This is a genomic window from Xanthomonas sp. NCPPB 2933 (assembly GCF_056725225.1).
The window spans coordinates 3,260,653-3,277,971 of sequence record NZ_CM161518.1 but is presented as its reverse complement, the minus strand read 5'-3'; the positions used below and the strand labels follow the sequence as shown (position 1 = coordinate 3,277,971).

At 64.3% G+C, this 17,319-nt stretch carries 16 protein-coding genes; 12 read left to right on the top strand and 4 right to left on the bottom strand.

The window, feature by feature from the left end:
* The first annotated feature begins 420 nt into the window (after positions 1-420).
* Both AC1PLU_RS13350 and AC1PLU_RS13345 read left to right on the top strand, forming a co-directional pair.
* The gene (locus tag AC1PLU_RS13350; RefSeq protein ID WP_481095232.1) at positions 421-1,422 is read left to right on the top strand and encodes an LLM class flavin-dependent oxidoreductase; all 1,002 of its coding nucleotides are present in this window, start codon (positions 421-423) and stop codon (positions 1,420-1,422) included.
* A 60-nt stretch (positions 1,423-1,482) separates the two neighbouring features.
* Complete coding sequence (locus AC1PLU_RS13345; RefSeq protein ID WP_006452786.1) at positions 1,483-1,983, top strand: pyridoxamine 5'-phosphate oxidase family protein; 501 nt, start codon at positions 1,483-1,485, stop codon at positions 1,981-1,983.
* A gap of 35 nt (positions 1,984-2,018) precedes the next feature.
* On the opposite strand, the gene AC1PLU_RS13340 is transcribed toward AC1PLU_RS13345, so the two are convergent.
* A complete protein-coding gene (locus tag AC1PLU_RS13340) occupies positions 2,019-2,690 on the bottom strand; it encodes an exopolysaccharide biosynthesis protein (protein WP_023903729.1) in 672 nt (223 codons plus the stop codon).
* Positions 2,674-4,014 carry a hemolysin family protein gene (locus AC1PLU_RS13335; RefSeq protein WP_481106466.1) on the bottom strand — a complete coding sequence of 447 codons (1,341 nt, stop codon included), beginning with the start codon at positions 4,012-4,014 and terminating at the stop codon, positions 2,674-2,676. Before AC1PLU_RS13335 ends, AC1PLU_RS13340 begins: the two co-directional genes overlap by 17 nt.
* 274 nt (positions 4,015-4,288) lie before the next feature.
* Between AC1PLU_RS13335 and AC1PLU_RS13330 the strand changes: the two genes are divergently transcribed.
* The 3 genes from AC1PLU_RS13330 (at position 4,289) to AC1PLU_RS13320 (ending at position 6,937) form a co-directional block, all read left to right on the top strand.
* Entirely contained in the window at positions 4,289-4,915 is a 627-nt protein-coding gene (locus tag AC1PLU_RS13330; RefSeq protein WP_006452783.1) for a DUF47 domain-containing protein, read from the top strand.
* A 9-nt stretch (positions 4,916-4,924) separates the two neighbouring features.
* Positions 4,925-6,052, top strand: a complete 1,128-nt coding sequence (locus AC1PLU_RS13325; protein ID WP_104549334.1) for an inorganic phosphate transporter — start codon at positions 4,925-4,927, stop codon at positions 6,050-6,052.
* Positions 6,053-6,175: 123 nt separating this feature from the next.
* Positions 6,176-6,937: a YdcF family protein gene (locus tag AC1PLU_RS13320; RefSeq protein ID WP_481106465.1), complete on the top strand. Its 762-nt coding sequence runs from the start codon at positions 6,176-6,178 to the stop codon at positions 6,935-6,937.
* A gap of 255 nt (positions 6,938-7,192) precedes the next feature.
* Here the strand turns inward: AC1PLU_RS13320 and AC1PLU_RS13315 are convergent, their stop codons facing one another.
* Both AC1PLU_RS13315 and parE read right to left on the bottom strand, forming a co-directional pair.
* Complete coding sequence (locus AC1PLU_RS13315) at positions 7,193-8,707, bottom strand: S10 family peptidase (RefSeq protein ID WP_481106464.1); 1,515 nt, start codon at positions 8,705-8,707, stop codon at positions 7,193-7,195.
* Between the two features lie 372 nt (positions 8,708-9,079).
* A complete protein-coding gene (gene parE / locus AC1PLU_RS13310; protein ID WP_074057659.1) occupies positions 9,080-10,969 on the bottom strand; it encodes a DNA topoisomerase IV subunit B in 1,890 nt (629 codons plus the stop codon).
* Positions 10,970-11,130: 161 nt separating this feature from the next.
* Here parE and AC1PLU_RS13305 point away from each other — a divergent pair, with 161 nt between their 5' ends.
* The 7 genes from AC1PLU_RS13305 (at position 11,131) to ispD (ending at position 17,175) form a co-directional block, all read left to right on the top strand.
* Positions 11,131-11,373, top strand: coding sequence for a hypothetical protein (locus AC1PLU_RS13305; protein ID WP_481106463.1), 243 nt, complete (start codon positions 11,131-11,133; stop codon positions 11,371-11,373).
* Positions 11,374-11,563: 190 nt separating this feature from the next.
* Positions 11,564-13,228 carry a CTP synthase gene (locus AC1PLU_RS13300; RefSeq protein WP_023903735.1) on the top strand — a complete coding sequence of 555 codons (1,665 nt, stop codon included), beginning with the start codon at positions 11,564-11,566 and terminating at the stop codon, positions 13,226-13,228.
* A 203-nt stretch (positions 13,229-13,431) separates the two neighbouring features.
* Positions 13,432-14,262: a 3-deoxy-8-phosphooctulonate synthase gene (gene kdsA, locus AC1PLU_RS13295; protein WP_481106462.1), complete on the top strand. Its 831-nt coding sequence runs from the start codon at positions 13,432-13,434 to the stop codon at positions 14,260-14,262.
* A complete protein-coding gene (locus tag AC1PLU_RS13290) occupies positions 14,259-14,621 on the top strand; it encodes a hypothetical protein (RefSeq protein WP_481106461.1) in 363 nt (120 codons plus the stop codon). Before kdsA ends, AC1PLU_RS13290 begins: the two co-directional genes overlap by 4 nt.
* Positions 14,622-14,746: 125 nt before the next feature.
* The gene (gene eno / locus AC1PLU_RS13285) at positions 14,747-16,039 is read left to right on the top strand and encodes a phosphopyruvate hydratase (RefSeq protein ID WP_006453319.1); all 1,293 of its coding nucleotides are present in this window, start codon (positions 14,747-14,749) and stop codon (positions 16,037-16,039) included.
* A gap of 3 nt (positions 16,040-16,042) precedes the next feature.
* Positions 16,043-16,405: a cell division protein FtsB gene (gene ftsB / locus AC1PLU_RS13280; RefSeq protein ID WP_055828664.1), complete on the top strand. Its 363-nt coding sequence runs from the start codon at positions 16,043-16,045 to the stop codon at positions 16,403-16,405.
* Complete coding sequence (gene ispD, locus AC1PLU_RS13275) at positions 16,402-17,175, top strand: 2-C-methyl-D-erythritol 4-phosphate cytidylyltransferase (RefSeq protein WP_104549338.1); 774 nt, start codon at positions 16,402-16,404, stop codon at positions 17,173-17,175. The genes ftsB and ispD overlap by 4 nt, the downstream gene beginning before the upstream one ends.
* Positions 17,176-17,319: the final 144 nt, after the last annotated feature.

Here is a 17,319-nt window from a genome sequence, read left to right as displayed (position 1 = left end):
CATAGCCAGCCATCTGACGGGTCAGTAGCTGTGCTTCGCGGCGCGCTCAACGCATTCGCGCACCAGCAGCCACAGGCATCTAAAAGCCCCTCTAAAAGCCCCTCTCCTGCGGGGCGAGAAGGCACGGCTTGCGCGCCACTGGCGTGCTTGTCTTGGAGCGCCCGCGCCGCAAGCACGGGCCGGGGCGCGGAGCGGGGGCGAGGCCCTAGCAATAGTTGAGCACACGAGGCTTCGCACGTACCCTCATCCGCCCCTGCGGGGCACCTTCTCCCCAGGGGAGAAGGGAGTAACGCCTCCATAAACCATCCCCGCTGTTCGACCACTGGAATGCTGTAATCCCCTCAGCGCCACCTGAGCGGGTAGCAATGCCGGCCGGCCAGCCCCATCTCTTGCACATCATTCATTCCCCGGAGTCATCCGATGACGCCCATTTCCGTGCTCGACCTGGCGCCGGTCTGCGAAGGCAGCGACACCACACACGCCTTCGCCAACATGCTCGATCTGGCCCAGCACGCCGAGCGCTGGGGCTATCAGCGTTATTGGTTGGCCGAGCACCACAACATGCCAGGCATCGCCAGCGCCGCCACTGCGGTGCTGATCGGTCATGTGGCTGGTGGCACCAAGACCATCCGCGTCGGCGCCGGCGGCATCATGCTGCCCAATCATGCGCCGCTGCAGGTGGCCGAACAGTTCGGCACGCTGGCGTCGTTGTATCCCAAGCGCATCGACCTGGGCCTGGGCCGCGCGCCCGGTACCGACCAGCCCACCGCGCGCGCCTTGCGCCGCTATTTCGACAGTGCCGATCACTTCCCGCAGGACGTGGCCGAGCTGCTGCGCTACTTCGCACCGGCGGTGCCGGGCCAACTGGTGCAGGCAGTGCCGGGCGCCGGGCTGGACGTACCGGTGTGGTTGCTGGGCTCCAGCCTGTTCAGTGCACGCCTGGCCGCAGCGATGGGCCTGTCGTTCGCGTTCGCCTCGCACTTCGCACCCGATGCGATGGACGAAGCCGTGGCGATCTACCGCCGCGAGTTCCGCCCGTCCGCACAGTTGGCCAAGCCGCACGTGATGCTGGCCTTGAACGTGGTGGCCGCCGAGACCGAGGCGCAGGCGCGCCGCCTGTTCACCACCCAGCAGCAGAGTTTCGTGAACCTGCGTCGCGGCAAGCCGGGCAAGATTCCCGCGCCGATCGACGATATCGACAGCTTCTGGCAGCCGCACGAACGTGCCGGTGTGGAGCGCGCGTTGGCCTGCACGGTGCTGGGCGATGCCGAGCAGATCGCGCAGGGCGTGGCCGAGTTCATCGACCGCCACACGCCGGACGAGCTGTTGTTCACCGCCAACATCTACGACCATGCCGCGCGTCTGCGCTCGTTCGAAATCGCCGCCATCGCCTGCCGCGAACTGGACGTGACCACTGCGTGATTCACGTCGCTTTGCGCGGCGATCCGCTCAGATGTGTGCACATCCATTGGGAAGACCAGCATGCACCTTCAGCAACGCAGCGAGAGCATCAAGCAGTTGGCGGAATTGATCCGCGGCGTGGACATTGCGATGTTCACCACCGTCTCGGCCGACGGCAAGTTGGTGAGCCGGCCGTTGGGCACGCAGGAAGTCGAGTTCGATGGCGACCTGTGGTTCGCCACCGCTGCAGATAGCCCGAAGGTGGCAGAGATTGCCGCCGATCCGCGCGTGAATGTGGCGTATGCCTCGGCGTCGAAGAACAGCTATGTGTCGGTCGCCGGTACCGCACGCGTGGTCAATGACCGCGCCAAGATCGATGAACTCTGGTCGCCGGCAATGAAGGTGTTTTTTCCGGGTGGCAAGGACGACCCCAATCTGCGTCTGATCCACGTGCGTGCCGAATCGGCCGAATATTGGGATGGCCCGAGCGGGCTGCTGGGCAAGGCGCTGTACTTCGTGATGACGGCAGTCACCGACGACACGGGCAGCCTGTCAGACAACCGTGTGGTCGATCTGAAGTAACGGCGACCGATCGGGTGTGCCGATCGTCTCGCGCATCAGCGCCAGGCGACCGGCCACCAATCGCGCACCAGATCCAGCAGCTGGTCGGAAGTGACCCCGAACACCGCCACCGACACCAGCGCCGCCGCCCAGCCCACCAGCAGCAAGGCGCCATCGCGCTCCAGCAGGGCCAGCGCGAACAACAGCAGGATCAGGCCGAAAATGTAGTTGGTAAACGGGATCGGCAGCGTCAGCAAGATGCCGACCAGTACCAGCAGCAAGCCGGTGAACACCTGCGCCGGAATACGATCCAGCATGCCGTGCAGACGCGGCTTGAGCAGCCGGTCCAGGCGCTGCAGCGTCGGTGCAAGCCGCGCAACGAAACGCTGGCTGGTACTGCGGCGCGGCCCACGATCGCCGATGAAACGCGGCACCCACGGCTTGCGCAGGCAGCACATCATCTGCACGCCGATCAGGACCGTCAGCGGCCCGCTGATGCCACCGGCCACGCCGGGAATCGGGATGAAAGAGGGCAGGATCGCCAGAAACAGAAACACGCCGAACGCGCTCTGCTGCAGATCGGCCAGAATCTCGCGTACACGCAACACATGATTCGGGTCGCCCTCGCTGAAGGCCGCCAGCAGGCTGCGGATGCCTTCGTTGCGATACCGCATGTGTTCGCCGCCGGAATCATCAGATGGCGGCGCGCCGTTATCCGACGATGTCATCGCTGTCCTCATCGCCGATGCGGCTCAGCAACAGCTTGTCCACGCGCGCGCCATCCAGATCCACGATCTCGATACGCCAGCCGGCCCAATCGAAGAATTCGCCGGCCTGCGGAATGCGCCCGAAGTAGTAGATGCACAGCCCGGCGAGCGTGTGGTAATCGCCTTCGTCGGCTTCGGGCAATTCGGCGCCCAGCACTTCGCGCAGTTCTTCCACCGGCAGCGAGCCATCGATCAGTAACGAACCGTCGGCGCGCGTGATCACCAGCGCGTCTTCGTCGGTGTTTTCCACCGCCTGCAGACGGCCGACCACTGCGCCCATCAGGTCGCTGATGGTCACCAGGCCGCGGATTTCGCCGTATTCGTCCACCACCAGCGCCATCGACTGCTGTTCTTCGCGGAAGATCTCCAGCAGCTTCATCGCATGCGTGGATTCGGAGACGAACAAGGTGTCGCGCAGCGCCTGGAACAGGTTCTCGCCGTGCCCGCCCAGGCGCGTGACCAGCGATTTGACTTCCAGCACGCCGGCAATGTCCTGGTCGCTGCCGCGATACACCGGGTAACGCGAGAATTCGTGCTCGCGCATCATCTGCAGGTTGCGTTCCGGCTCGGCGTTGGCATCCAGCCAGGCGATGCGGTTACGCGGCGTCATCAGGCTGTCGGCGGTGCGGTCGCCCAGCCGCATCACCCGGTTCATCATGTCGCGCTCGTGCGCGTCGATCACGCCGGCCTCGTGGCTTTCGGCCACCAGCATGCGGATCTCTTCTTCGGTCACCGATGCCGATTCGTCCTTGCCCATGCCCAGCATGCGCAGCACGAGCCGGGTCGAGCGGGCCAGCACCCACACGCCGGGTGCGGCAATCTTTGCCAGCCACGCCATCGGCACCGCGACCACGCCGGCAATGTCTTCGGAATTGCGCAGCGCCAGCCGTTTGGGGACCAGTTCGCCGAAGATCAGCGTCAGGAAGGTGATCAAGGCCACCGCCAGCGTGCTGCCGATCACCGCCGAATACGGCTTGGGCTCGCCAACCAGCGAGAAAGTGGCCGACAACGCAGGGAAGGCCAGCTGCAGCCGCTCGCCGATGGCCTCGCCGATGGCTTCGCCGCCGAACAGGCCGGTCAGGATGCCGATCGAGGTGATGCCGATCTGCACCGTGGACAGAAAGTTTTCCGGGCTTTCGGCCAATGCCAGGGCCCGCGCGGCGCGCTTGCTGGAGCCGGCCATCTGCTTCAGGCGGCTCTTGCGCGAGGTCATCAGCGACATCTCCGACATGGCGAAGAAGCCGTTCAACAAAATCAGCGCGATAACGATCAGAAACTCAACCACGGGCGTCTTCCCCGGTCAGTGAAGGGGAGGGCGGGCGAGCACTAGGTTGGCCGGCGCGCGACAAGGCGGGGCGGCAACGGGAGGGTAGGGGGTCGTCTTCCATAGGGTGCACCCGAAGGCGCGCGAGTATGTTAGCAAACCGCAGGGTGGTTCGAGCCGGGAAATGCGCATGTGAAGGCCGCCCCAGGCACCGAGATATCCAGACACGTCACGGAACGGTCATAATTCGCCCTCGGCGTCCGTCTCTCCCTCGACGGCAGGAAGTTCTTCACCCATGTTCTCGTTGCAGACCATCTTCGGTTCCGGCAAGCAGTTCTATGCGCTTCTGAACGAAGCGGCGCAGGCCGCCTACGACAGCACCAAGGCCTTGCACGCCATGATGCGCACGTCCGACCGCCAACCCGCGCTGGACGCCTTCAAGCTGGCCCGCCTGCGCGAACGCGCCGCCTCGGACAAGATCGGCCAAGCGCTGGTGGATAGCTTCATGACCCCGATCGAGCGCGAGGACATCGAAGCGTTGGGTTCGGCGCTGTACAAGATCCCCAAGCAGGTCGAGAAATTCGCCGACCGCTACTCGCTGGCCACCAAGCATCTGGAGCACATCGACTTCGCGCCGCGCGCGGCGATGCTGGAACAGGCTGCGGCTGTCGTGGTGGAGATGGTGACTGACCTGCCGCAGATGAACATCGATCGCATGACCGCGCTCAACGACAAGCTGCGCATGCTGGAAAACGAAGCCGACCGGCTGATGCTCGAGCTGTATCGCGACATCTATTCCGGCCGCCTGGACACGCTGCAGATGTTCCTGCTCAAGGAATTCTTCGAGATTCTGGAAAAGGCCATCGACCGTTGCCGCGAGGCAGGGGTGGTGGTGTACCAGATCGTGCTGAAGAACAGCTGAGGTCGCCGCGTGCTTACCCTAGTTCTGGTGGTGATCCTGGCGGCGTTGGTATTCGAGTTCATCAACGGCTTCCACGACACCGCCAACTCCATCGCTACCGTGGTCGCCACCAAGGTGTTGTCGCCGGGTTGGGCGGTCATGCTGGCCGCCGGCATGAACCTCATCGGCGCGCTCACTGGCACCGCCGTGGCGCTGACGATTGCTTCCGGCCTGCTCAACACCAACGTGGTCGAGGTCACCCCGCAGGTGATTCTGTGCGCGCTGCTGGGCGGCATCATCTGGAACCTGATCACCTGGTGGAAGGGCCTGCCGTCGTCGTCCTCGCACGCCTTGATCGGCGGTCTGTGCGGCGCCGGCCTGGCTGCGGCGCACAACAACTGGGACGCGCTGATCTGGTCGGAGAACATCGGCAACTGGGCCAAGAACAAGGGCCTGTTGTGGAAGGTGTTCGTGCCGATGATCACCTCGCCGATCGCTGGCTTCCTGCTCGGCATCGTGGTGATGCTGCTGCTGTGGGCGATCATCGCCGGCATGGCCAAGCTCGGCGGGCCGATCGGCCGGCTGGCGCGTCCGCGCTGGGTCAACGCCTTCTTCGGCAAGGCGCAGATCGCCTCGGCCGCCTACATGGGGTATGCGCACGGCCACAACGACGCGCAGAAGACCATGGGCATCATCGCCATGACCCTGATCGGCGCGCAGTCGGCCGGTGCACTGGACGATCTGCCGAGCTGGTTGAGCTTCCTGCATCCGGGTACCGGCATTGGAGCCGGCGATGGCATCCCGATGTGGATCGTGCTGACCTGCGCGGTGGTGATGGCCGCTGGCACCGCCTCGGGCGGCTGGAAGATCATCAAGACGCTCGGCCATAAGATGGTCAAGCTGCACCCCATCCACGGCTTTGCCGCAGAAACCAGCTCGGCGACCGTGCTCACCGTGGCCGCGCATTTCGGCATGCCGGTATCGACCACGCACAGCATTTCCACTGCGATCATGGGCGTGGGTTTTGCCAAGAATCCACGCTCGCTGCGGCTGGGCGTGATCGAGCGCATCGTCTGGGCCTGGATTTTGACTATCCCGGCCGCTGGCGGCGTGGCGTATCTGATCCTGCGTTGCTTCGAATGGTTTGGCTGGACCTGAGTGCTGTCGTAGCCTGGTCACCTCGGTCGGCGACGATACGGCGCTGATTGCGGGTGGTCCTGTTGCAGGTCATCCCGTTCGACACTGATGTTCTAACGCGTTCTGCCTGAGGAAAACGCGCCGATGATGCTTGCGCTGGTGTGCGTGTTGTTCCTGCTGTCCTGGCTGATCGGTCGCTGGCGCTGGCGGCGCAGCGCCCGCGCGCTGGCGGCGGCCACGTTGGCGTTGCTGCTGCTGGTCGGTTGCGGTCCCTTGTCGAGCTGGATGCTGCACGGCTTGCAACAGACCGGCGTCAACGATTTCAACGACTGGCGCGCGCGCAACATGATCGTGTTGCTGGGCGCGGGCACGGTGCGGCCCGATGGCCCGGATGCCACCGCCGAAGCGAACATGTTTGCTTACGGCCGCATCGTCGAGTCGGCGCGGCTGTATCGGCAATGCCGCGCGCATGGCGGCGACTGCAAGATCGAGATCAGCGGCGGCGACGCGCGCGGACTGGGCCTGTCCGAAGCGGTGGTGTATCGAAAGGTGTTGATCGGGATAGGCATTGATCAGGCCGATCTGATCATGGAGCCCTCCAGCATGAACACCTGGCAGAACGCGCAGTTCAGCCAGCCGTTGCTGCGCAAGTACCGTGCCGATCGGGTGGTGCTGGTGTCCTCTGCCACGCATCTGCGCCGCGCCGAACTCTACTTCCGTCACTTCGGCATCGAGGCCACGCCGGTGCGCTCGGACTGGTTGACCGCCTCCTGGGCCTGGTTGCCGCAGAGCTACAACTTCACCGTTGCCGACGTTGCCTTGCACGAGTATCTGGGCATTGCGCGCTATCGGGTCTACGAGTGGTTGGGCTGGAATGTGAAGGCTACGCTGCCCGGGGAGTTGTGAGCCGGGAGTGGGGATTCGAGATTCATTCGAGATTCGAGATTCGAGATTCGTAAAAGCCGGCGTGCGTCCTGGTGTGCGCGGCTGATTTATTTTCAACGTTGCCTGGTGCCGTGGAGATCTCGACGGGAGCAACGCATGCGCGGCGGCCGGGAAAAGTAACGGCTCGGCACGGTGGCTTTGCGACTGCTGCGCATTCGCTTGCTGCAACCGGCCTGCAGCATCGCCAGCCGCGTGTGCGGCTGGCGATGCTTGCGCTCAACGTGTTTCGTACATCGCCTTGACGTCGTTGCGGAATGCGGTCTGGCTGTCGGCGCGGTTGTAGAACATGTGGCCGCCCGGATACTCGCGCACCTGCACACGTTTCGGGTCGTTGCCCATCGCCGGCATCTGATCCACCGTCAGCACCGAGCCCATGAACGGGCAGGAGAGATCGTTCCAGCCGTGCGCGATCAATACGCGCAGTTTCGGGTCGATCGCCACCGACTGACGCAGTTGCGTTACCGCGCCCTTGCGCAGTTCGTCGTTCCAGTCCCACAGCTTGTTGACGTCGTAATTGAGCGCCTGATAACGCGCGTCGACCTTCCAGCCGACCACGCGGGTGACGAAGTCCACCATCGCGGTGGTGGTCGGGGCGATGATGCTGTCCAGCAACGGGTCGTTGGCGCGTTGCTCCGGATCGTTCGGGAACGGGTCGAATGCAGTCACGTTGGAGTCGTAACGGCTGCCCAGTTCGCCCTTGTCGCGAAACACCTCGCGCAGATACGCCTGCGTTTCCAGGCGTCCGCCGGAGCGCCGCACATAGGCAGTATCCAGCCCGGTCATGCGCGTGACCTGTTGCAGCATCGCCTCGCTGGCCTGCGGGTCGGTGCGTCCTTTCATCAGTGCCACCGCGTAGTCGCCGCGGGTGTAATCGATCACCTCGCGCATGGCGCTGTCGCTGAGCTTGCCCTGGCGCTCCAGGTGCGCGGCGGCGATCGAGGGCAGCGTCATCATCCATGCCAGTGGCGACACATCGCTGTTGTCGTCCAGGGTCGGATTGAGATACGGCGACACCAGCACCACACCGTTCATCGCCACGCCCAGCCGGGTTTGCAGGTAATGGGTGATGCGCGGTCCACGGAAACCGCCATAGCTTTCGCCGACCAGGTACTTGCGCGCCTGCAGACGACGGTTCTTTAGCAGCCAGTCGTAGACCACGCGCGAGAGGTATTCCACGTCGGCCTGCGGGTTGTAGAACTGCTTCTTGGCCTCGTCGTCGCCGATCAGGGAGCGGCTGAAGCCGGTGCCGACCGGGTCGATGAACACCAGATCGGTGAAGTCCAGCCAGGTGCCGGGATTGTCGCGCAATGCGGCCGGTGCCGAGGCGCTATCGCCTTCGGCGCCGAAACCCACCACCTTCGGCCCGATCGCGCCCATGTTCAGATACACCGACGACGCGCCGGGCCCGCCGTTCAATGCGAACGTGACTGGCCGGTCCTTGCCATCCACGGTGTAGGCAGTGAATACCACCTCGCCGGTGGTCTTGCCTTGCGCGTCGCGTACCGGCAGCGTACCGACGGTGGCGGTGTAACTCAGCGTCCGGCCGGCCACGCGCGTGCTCTGACGCACGCTGGCATCGGCCGGCAACGGCGCAGGCTTGGATGCCGCTGCGTCGGGTTTTGCATCGCTTTTGGCGTCGCTTTTACTATCGTTTTTATCTGGCGCAGCGGCCAGCGCCGTCCCGCTGAGCAGGACACAGGCCAGCAGGCTGGCTCGTAGAAAAGAGGGCATGGAGATCGAGGTTCGAGCAGGGGAGCGACGATGCTAGGCCCCGGCAGCGCTCGGTGGATGTGCATAAAGGCATGTGTGTCGCGTTGACCGATGTGGCTTGCCTGCTGGCTTGAAGCGACGTGTGGCTGCAGGTGGCGGTCTGATCCAAGGGGTGGGGTTTGCGCAGTCCGCTGAAAATCGGCGTCTACCGAAAAAAACCGATAGCACACCCTTCTCCCATCGGGAGAAGGTGCCCCGCAGGGGCGGATGAGGGTACGGGCGAAGCTCTCGCAATGTTCAATTGCACGAGGCTTTGCCCGTACCCTCACCCCAACCCCTCTCCCGAGGGGAGAGGGGCTTTAACTTCCGATGTTTTTACCCTTTCCGTATTTTTTAGACTTCCAGCGAAGCCAGATCGCCCTTGCTCTCAAGCCACTGCTTGCGATCGCCGGCGCGCTTCTTCGCCAGCAACATATCCATCAACGAACGCGTCTGTTCGCCATCGTCGATGGTCAGCTGCACCAGCCGGCGCGTGTCCGGGTGAATGGTCGATTCGCGCAGCTGCTGCGGATTCATCTCGCCCAGGCCCTTGAAGCGGGTGACGCTGACCTGGCCCTTGATCTTCTCGCGCGCGATCTTGTCCAGCAGCGTGGTCTTTTCTTCCTCGTCCAGCGCGTAGAACACCTGCTTGCCCACGTCCACACGGAACAGCGGCGGCATTGCCACGAACACATGGCCGGCGGCCACCAATGCCGGGAAATGCCTGAGAAACAGCGCAGTCAACAAGGTCGCGATATGCAAACCATCGGAGTCGGCGTCGGCCAGGATGGTGACCTTGCCGTAGCGCAGCCCGCTGATGTCGTCCTTGCCCGGGTCGCAGCCGATCGCGATCGCCAGGTTGTGCACTTCTTCGGACGCCAGCACGCTGCCCGAGGCCACTTCCCAGGTGTTGAGGATCTTGCCGCGCAGCGGCAGGATCGCCTGAAAATCCTTGTCGCGCGCCTGCTTGGCCGAGCCGCCGGCCGAGTCGCCTTCGACCAGGAACAATTCGGTACGCGACAGGTCCTGGCTGATGCAGTCGGCCAGCTTGCCGGGCAGGGCGGGGCCCTGGGTGACCTTCTTGCGGACGATCTGCTTTTCGGTCTTCAACCGCGCACTGGCGCGATCGATGGCGATCTGCGCGATCTTCTCGCCGATCTCCACGTTCTGATTGAGATACAGGCTGAAGGCGTCGTGCGCGGCGCCTTCGATGAAGCCGGCGGCCTGACGCGAGGACAGACGCTCCTTGGTCTGCCCGGAGAACTGCGGGTCGGTCATCTTCAGGCTGAGCACGAAGGTGACCCGGTCCCACACATCTTCCGGCGCCAGCTTGACCCCACGCGGCAGCAGATTGCGGAAGTCGCAGAACTCGCGCAACGCATCGGTCAGGCCCGAACGCAGGCCGTTGACGTGGGTGCCGTGCTGCGCGGTCGGAATCAGGTTGACGTAGCTTTCCTGTACCAATTCGCCTTCCGGCACCCAGGCCGCGGCCCAGTCGACGATCTCGGTGTCTTTCTTCAGGCTACCTGCGAACAGGTCGGCCGGCAGCATCTCGTGCTCGGCCATTTCGCCCTTCAGATAGTCGCGCAGGCCATTTTCGAAGTACCAGCTGTCCTGCTCGCCGGTCGCTTCGTCATGCAGTTTGACGGTCAGCCCGGGGCACAGCACCGCCTTGGCGCGTAGCAGATGGCGCAGCGCGCGCACGTTGAACTTGGGCGTGTCGAAGTACTTCGGGTCGGCCCAGAAGCGCAGCCGCGTGCCGGTGTTCTTCTTGCCGACGGTGCCGACTACTTCCAGCTTGGAGGCGGCAATGCCGTCGCGGAACTCCATGCGGTGCTCGCTGCCTTCGCGCTTGATGAACAGCTCGACCTTGGTCGACAGCGCATTGACCACGCTCACGCCCACGCCGTGCAGGCCGCCGGAGAAGGTGTAGTTGCGATTGTTGAATTTGCCGCCGGCATGCAGGCGGGTCAGGATCAACTCCACACCGGGAATCTTCTCCTCCGGGTGCATGTCCACCGGCATGCCGCGGCCGTCGTCGGAGACCTCGCAGCTGCCGTCCTTGAACAAGGTCACTTCGACCTGCTTGGCGTGACCGGCCAGCGCCTCGTCGACCGAGTTGTCGATCACTTCCTGCGCCAGATGGTTCGGGCGCGCAGTGTCGGTGTACATGCCAGGACGGCGTTTGACCGGGTCCAGGCCCGACAGCACTTCAATATCGGCGGCGTTATAACGGGTGTTCATGCATCTCTTGGCACGTGAAACGACGCGCAAGTGTGGGGGCAGAACCGTTTTTTTGCACGCGACAGGCGTTCAGTGCAGGGCGGGGTGCGGCTGGATACCCTGGCGTTGGATTCGGAACCAAACGTCCCCACCTGAGGATGTCACCGAAACCGGAGGACACCATGAAGTTCAAGCACATTCTGATGCTCACCCTGGGTGCGGCCGCAGTGGCGGCGCTTCCTGCCATGGCCCAGGCCGCTCCGCAGCAGACCGGGCAGGGCGCTGCCGCGCAGAAGGCCGACGACGCCAAGGCCAAGACCGAAGCCGAGCGCAAGGCAGAGCGCCGTGCCGCCGCTGCCACGCAGAAGCCCAAGGCCGATGTCGCGCTGCCCGAGGAAGAGGAAGAAAAGAAGCCGGCGCGCTGATCGCGCTGCGCATCGGCAGGCTTCACATCGGTCATCTGCTCCACAGACGCCCCGGCCCAGGTCGGGGCGTCTGCATTTGCGGCCCACGCGGCGCGCGTTTGTCACTGCGTGATCGCAGCGGCGTCACGCAACCCTTGGGCATTCGTCCGTCACCCGCTAAACTATGGCTTTCCGGGAGGCTTCAAGCCCCATGACCCCCCTGATTTTTGTTACAGGCGGCGTAGTGTCCTCGTTGGGTAAGGGCATTGCGGCCGCTTCGCTTGCGTCCATTCTTGAAGCGCGTGGCCTGAAGGTCACGATGATGAAGCTGGACCCGTATATCAATGTGGACCCGGGCACGATGAGCCCGTTCCAGCATGGCGAGGTCTACGTCACCGACGACGGCGCCGAGACCGATCTGGATCTGGGCCACTACGAGCGCTACGTGCGCACGCGTCTTTCGCGCAAGAACTCCGTCACCACCGGCCGGATCTACGAGAACGTGATCCGCAAGGAGCGTCGCGGCGATTATCTGGGCGCCACCGTGCAGGTGATTCCGCATATCACCGACGAGATCCGTCGTTGCATCGACGAGGCCACGGCCGGTTTCGATGTCGCATTGATCGAGATCGGCGGCACCGTGGGCGACATCGAGTCGCTGCCGTTCCTGGAAGCGATCCGCCAGGTGCGCACCGAGCGCGGCGCCGAAAAGGCCATGTTCATGCATCTGACCCTGGTGCCGTACATCGCTGCTGCCGGTGAGTTGAAGACCAAGCCGACCCAGCATTCGGTCAAGGAACTGCGCTCGATCGGCATCCAGCCGGACGTACTGCTGTGCCGCTCCGAGCAGGCGGTGCCGGATTCGGAACGCCGCAAGATCGCGTTGTTCACCAACGTCTCCGAGCGCGCGGTGATCAGCTGCCCGGATATCGACGTGCTGTACGGCATGCCGCTGGAACTGCGCCGCCAGGGCCTGGACGAGTTGGTGATCGATCAGTTCAAGCTGCGCGACAAGGTCGCCGCGGCCGATCTGTCCGAATGGGCTGCGGTGGTGGATGCGGTCAAGCATCCGCTGGACGAAGTCACCATTGCGGTGGTCGGCAAGTACGTCGATCACCAGGACGCCTACAAGTCGGTGGCCGAAGCATTGCGGCACGGTGGCCTGCGCCAGCGCACCAAGGTCAATCTGAAGTGGCTGGAAGCGCAGGATCTGGAAGGCAGCGACATGGCCGCCTTGCAGGACATCGATGGCATTCTGGTGCCGGGCGGTTTTGGCGATCGCGGCTTCGAAGGCAAGGTGCAGACTTCCAAGTACGCGCGTGAGCACAAGGTGCCGTACTTCGGTATCTGCTACGGCATGCAGGCGGCGGTGGTGGACTATGCCCGCCATGTCGCCAATCTGGATGCGGCCAACAGCACCGAGAACGATCGCCAGTCGCCGCACCCGGTGATCGGCCTGATCACCGAATGGCGCACTGCCACCGGCGAAGTCGAAAAGCGCGACGAGAAGTCCGATCTGGGCGGCACCATGCGGCTGGGTCTGCAGGAGCAGCGCCTGAAGCCGGGCACGCTGGCGCGCGAGGTATACGGCAAGGATGTGGTGGCAGAGCGGCATCGTCATCGCTACGAGTTCAACAACCGCTACCGCACCCAGCTGGAAGATGCCGGCCTGGTGATTTCCGGCAAGTCGATGGACGACACGCTGGTGGAAATGGTGGAGCTGCCGCGCGAGACGCACCCGTGGTTCCTGGCCTGCCAGGCGCACCCGGAATTCCTGTCCACACCACGCGACGGGCACCCGCTGTTCATCGGCTTCGTGCGCGCCGCGCGCGAGAAGAAGGCGGGCGGCAAGTTGTTGAAGGAAGCGCGCGCGTGAGATTTTCCTTCTCCCATCGGGAGAAGGTGGCGCGAAGCGCCGGATGAGGGGCGCCGCAGTAAACCGGAAGATGGCAACCATGACGAACGCGTCGCCACGCGCCAGCCAGGGCAAACCATCGGGCTTCACCAGCGCTTCGCCAACCTTACCCTCACCCCAACCCCTCTCCCGGCGGGAGAGGGGCTTAATCAATAGGTGACCTGATGAAACTGTGTGACTTCGAAGTTGGCCTCGATCAGCCGTTGTTCCTGATCGCCGGCCCCTGCGTGATCGAGTCGATGCAGCTGCAGCTCGACGTGGCCGGCAAACTCAAGGAGATCACCGGCAGGCTGGGGATCAACTTCATCTTCAAGTCGAGCTTCGACAAGGCCAATCGCACCTCTGGCACCAGCTTCCGCGGCCCTGGCCTGGAAGAGGGCCTGAAGGTGCTGGCCGCGGTGAAGCAGCAGATCGGCGTGCCGGTGCTGACCGACGTGCACGAATACACCCCGATGAACGAGGTCGCGGCCGTCGTCGACGTGCTGCAGACCCCGGCTTTCCTGGTGCGCCAGACCGACTTCATCAAGAACGTCTGCGCGGCCGGCAAGCCGGTCAACATCAAGAAGGGCCAGTTCCTGGCGCCGTGGGACATGAAGCCGGTGGTCGATAAGGCCAAGTCGACCGGCAACGAGCAGATCATGGTCTGCGAGCGTGGCGCCTCGTTCGGCTACAACAATCTGGTCAGCGACATGCGCTCGCTGAGCGTCATGCGCGACACCGGCTGCCCGGTCGTCTTCGATGCCACCCATTCGGTGCAGCTGCCAGGCGGGCAGGGCACCAGCTCCGGCGGCCAGCGCGAGTTCGTGCCGGTGCTGGCGCGCGCGGCGGTGGCGGTGGGCATTTCCGGCCTGTTTGCTGAAACCCATCCGGATCCATCCAAGGCGCTGTCCGATGGCCCCAACGCGTGGCCGCTGGACCGCATGGAAGAGCTGCTCGAGACCCTGATGGAACTGGATGCCGTCACCAAGAAGCACGGATTCGCGCGCTTCGCATGAGTTCCGATCCCTGGGCGCTGGCCGCGTCGCGCCGCCAGCGTCGGCAGTGGCGCCACTGGCCTTGGGGCTGGATCGCGCTGGTCGCATCGATCACCGCGTGGGCGTGCATGGCCGCGATGACGGTGCTGGTCGCTGCCAGCATGGGCATGCCAGGCGACGGCGACCATGCCATGCGGGCCACGCGGGTGCCAATGCTGGTCACGCTGCTGCTGGCTGCGGTAGCGATCACAAGTTGCCTGATCGCCGGCCCGCTGGCGTTGCGGTTGGCTCGCCACTCCGGCGCAGCGATCGTTGCGCTGGTGTTGCTGTCGGTCTTGCTGTTGCTGTCTGGTTTACCGCTGCTGGGCTTGATGGCCTAGCGGCATGTTCGCCGGCCTGTCGCGTGCGGCGGCTGAATGCGATTTGGCAATGTGCCGGTGTGCGGCGATAATCCCGCAGCTTGTTTCCGGTGTACTTCCCCCCTTACTGGTAACCGATCGTTCCTATGACCACTATCGCCAAGATCCTCGCCCGCGAAATCCTCGACTCCCGCGGCAATCCCACGCTGGAGGCCGAAGTCACGCTGGAAGACGGCTCGTTCGGCCGCGCCGCTGTGCCCTCGGGCGCCTCGACCGGCACCAAGGAAGCGGTGGAACTGCGAGATGGCGACAAGACCCGCTACCTGGGCAAGGGCGTGCTGCACGCGGTGCAGAACGTCAACGGCACCATCGCCGAGACGCTTAAGGGCTTCGATGCGGCCGACCAGCAGGGCCTGGACCGTCGCCTGATCGACCTGGACGGCACCGAGAACAAGGGCCGCCTGGGCGCCAACGCGTTGCTGGGCGTTTCGCTGGCCGCCGCGCATGCCGTGGCCGCCTCGCGCAAGCAGCCGCTGTGGCAGTATCTGTCCACCATCACCGAATCCGATGTGTCGCTGCCGGTGCCGATGATGAACATCATCAACGGCGGCGCGCACGCCGACAACAACGTCGACTTCCAGGAGTTCATGGTGCTGCCGGTCGGTTGCAGCTCGTTCTCCGAAGCGCTGCGTGCCGGTACCGAAATCTTCCATGCGCTCAAGTCGGTGCTCAAGGGCCATGGCCTGAGCACGGCGGTCGGCGATGAAGGCGGCTTTGCACCGGACTTCCGCAGCAACGTCGAAGCGCTGGACACCATTCTCGAGGCGATCGGCAAGGCTGGCTACACCGCCGGCGAAGACATCCTGCTGGGCCTGGACGTGGCTTCCAGCGAGTTCTACGACAACGGCAAGTACAACCTGGTCGGCGAGAACAAGCGCCTGACCAGCGAGCAGTTTGTCGACTTCCTGGCCGACTGGGTCGCGCAGTACCCGATCATCAGCATCGAAGACGGCCTGGCCGAAGACGACTGGGCCGGCTGGAAGCTGCTCACCGACCGTGTCGGCAAGAAGGTGCAGCTGGTCGGCGACGATCTGTTCGTCACCAATCCGAAGATCTTCAAGCAGGGCATCGACTCGGGCACTGCCAATGCGATCCTGATCAAGGTCAACCAGATCGGCACGCTGACCGAGACGCTGGAAGCCATCGCGATGGCGCACGCGGCCAACTACGCCTCGATCGTCTCGCACCGTTCGGGCGAAACCGAAGACACCACCATCGCCGATATCGCCGTGGCCACCACCGCCACGCAGATCAAGACCGGCTCGCTGTGCCGCAGCGATCGCGTCGCCAAGTACAACCAGTTGCTGCGCATCGAGCAGGCGTTGGGCTCCGGCGCACGCTATGCCGGCCGCGACGCGTTCGTTTCGATCAAGCGATAAACCGTGCGCAACTGGCGCTGGCTACTGCTGGTGCTGGCGGTGCTGCTGGCTTGGCTGCAGTACCGCTTCTGGTTCGGGCCCGGGAATTCCGGTGAAGTCATGATGCTGGAAGCCCAGGTCGCGCATCAGACACAGGACAACGAAGGTCTGCGCCAACGCAACCAGGCGTTGGCAGCAGAGGTGAAGGATTTGAAGGACGGCGAGGCGGCAATCGAGGAACGCGCGCGCAGCGAGCTGGGCATGATCAAGCCGGGCGAGACGTTCTATCGCGTGGTCGAGGATGCGCCGCCGCTGCCGCCCGCAGTGGCCGCGCCGTCGACCGAACCCGAGGCGCCCGCCGCAACCGCTCCGGCGGAACAGCCATGACCGGTTCGATCTGGGCGATCGTGCCGGCCGCCGGGCGCGGCACGCGCTTTGGCGGGCAGGTCCCCAAACAATATCTGCATGCTGCTGGTCAGCCTTTGATGGCTTACACGCTGGCGGCACTGGCAGCGCATCCGGTGGTGGCCGGAATTGTCGTGGCGATCGCGCCCGACGATGCCGACTGGCCAGGCTGGACGGCAGTACAGTCCAAACCGGTGTTGACCTGCGTTGGCGGCGTGACCCGCGCCGCATCGGTGCTGGCTGGATTGCTGGCCTTGCCCGAGAGTGTGCGCGCCGATGACTTTGTGCTGGTGCACGACGCCGCGCGGCCCAATCTGGCGCTGGCCGATCTGGAGCGCTTGCTGGAAATCGGTCGCGGCGATCCGGTTGGCGCGATCCTGGCCGCACCGGTGCGCGATACCCTCAAGCGGGCCGGCGACGATGGCGGCATCGATGCCACCGAGCCGCGCGAGCGTCTGTGGCGCGCGCTGACCCCGCAGCTGTTTCGTCGCCATCAACTGATCCGTGGCCTCACCGAAGCGTCGGCCGCTGGTGTGGACGTGACCGACGAGGCGATGGCGATGGAGCGGCTGGGATTGCGTCCGTTGTTGGTGGAGGGTGCCGAAGACAACTTCAAGGTGACCACGCCGGTTGACCTGGCGCGGTTCGAATTCGAACTGGCACGTCGCGGCGTGGCGGTGGATGCCGAATTAGTGGCCACACGCAACGATGCGGTGTCTGCCGGTGCCAATCACGACGTCAACACGCTTTAGAGCGGCTGTCGAACGATTGCCAGGCCGGTTTGCGGACCCGGCTGTGTAGGCCACTCGTACACTGCGCTCTACTTTGCAACGTCCATGCCGACCTAAACGACAGCTTGCTCCCTGTTGCTGGGCACTCTCACTCACCACGGATTT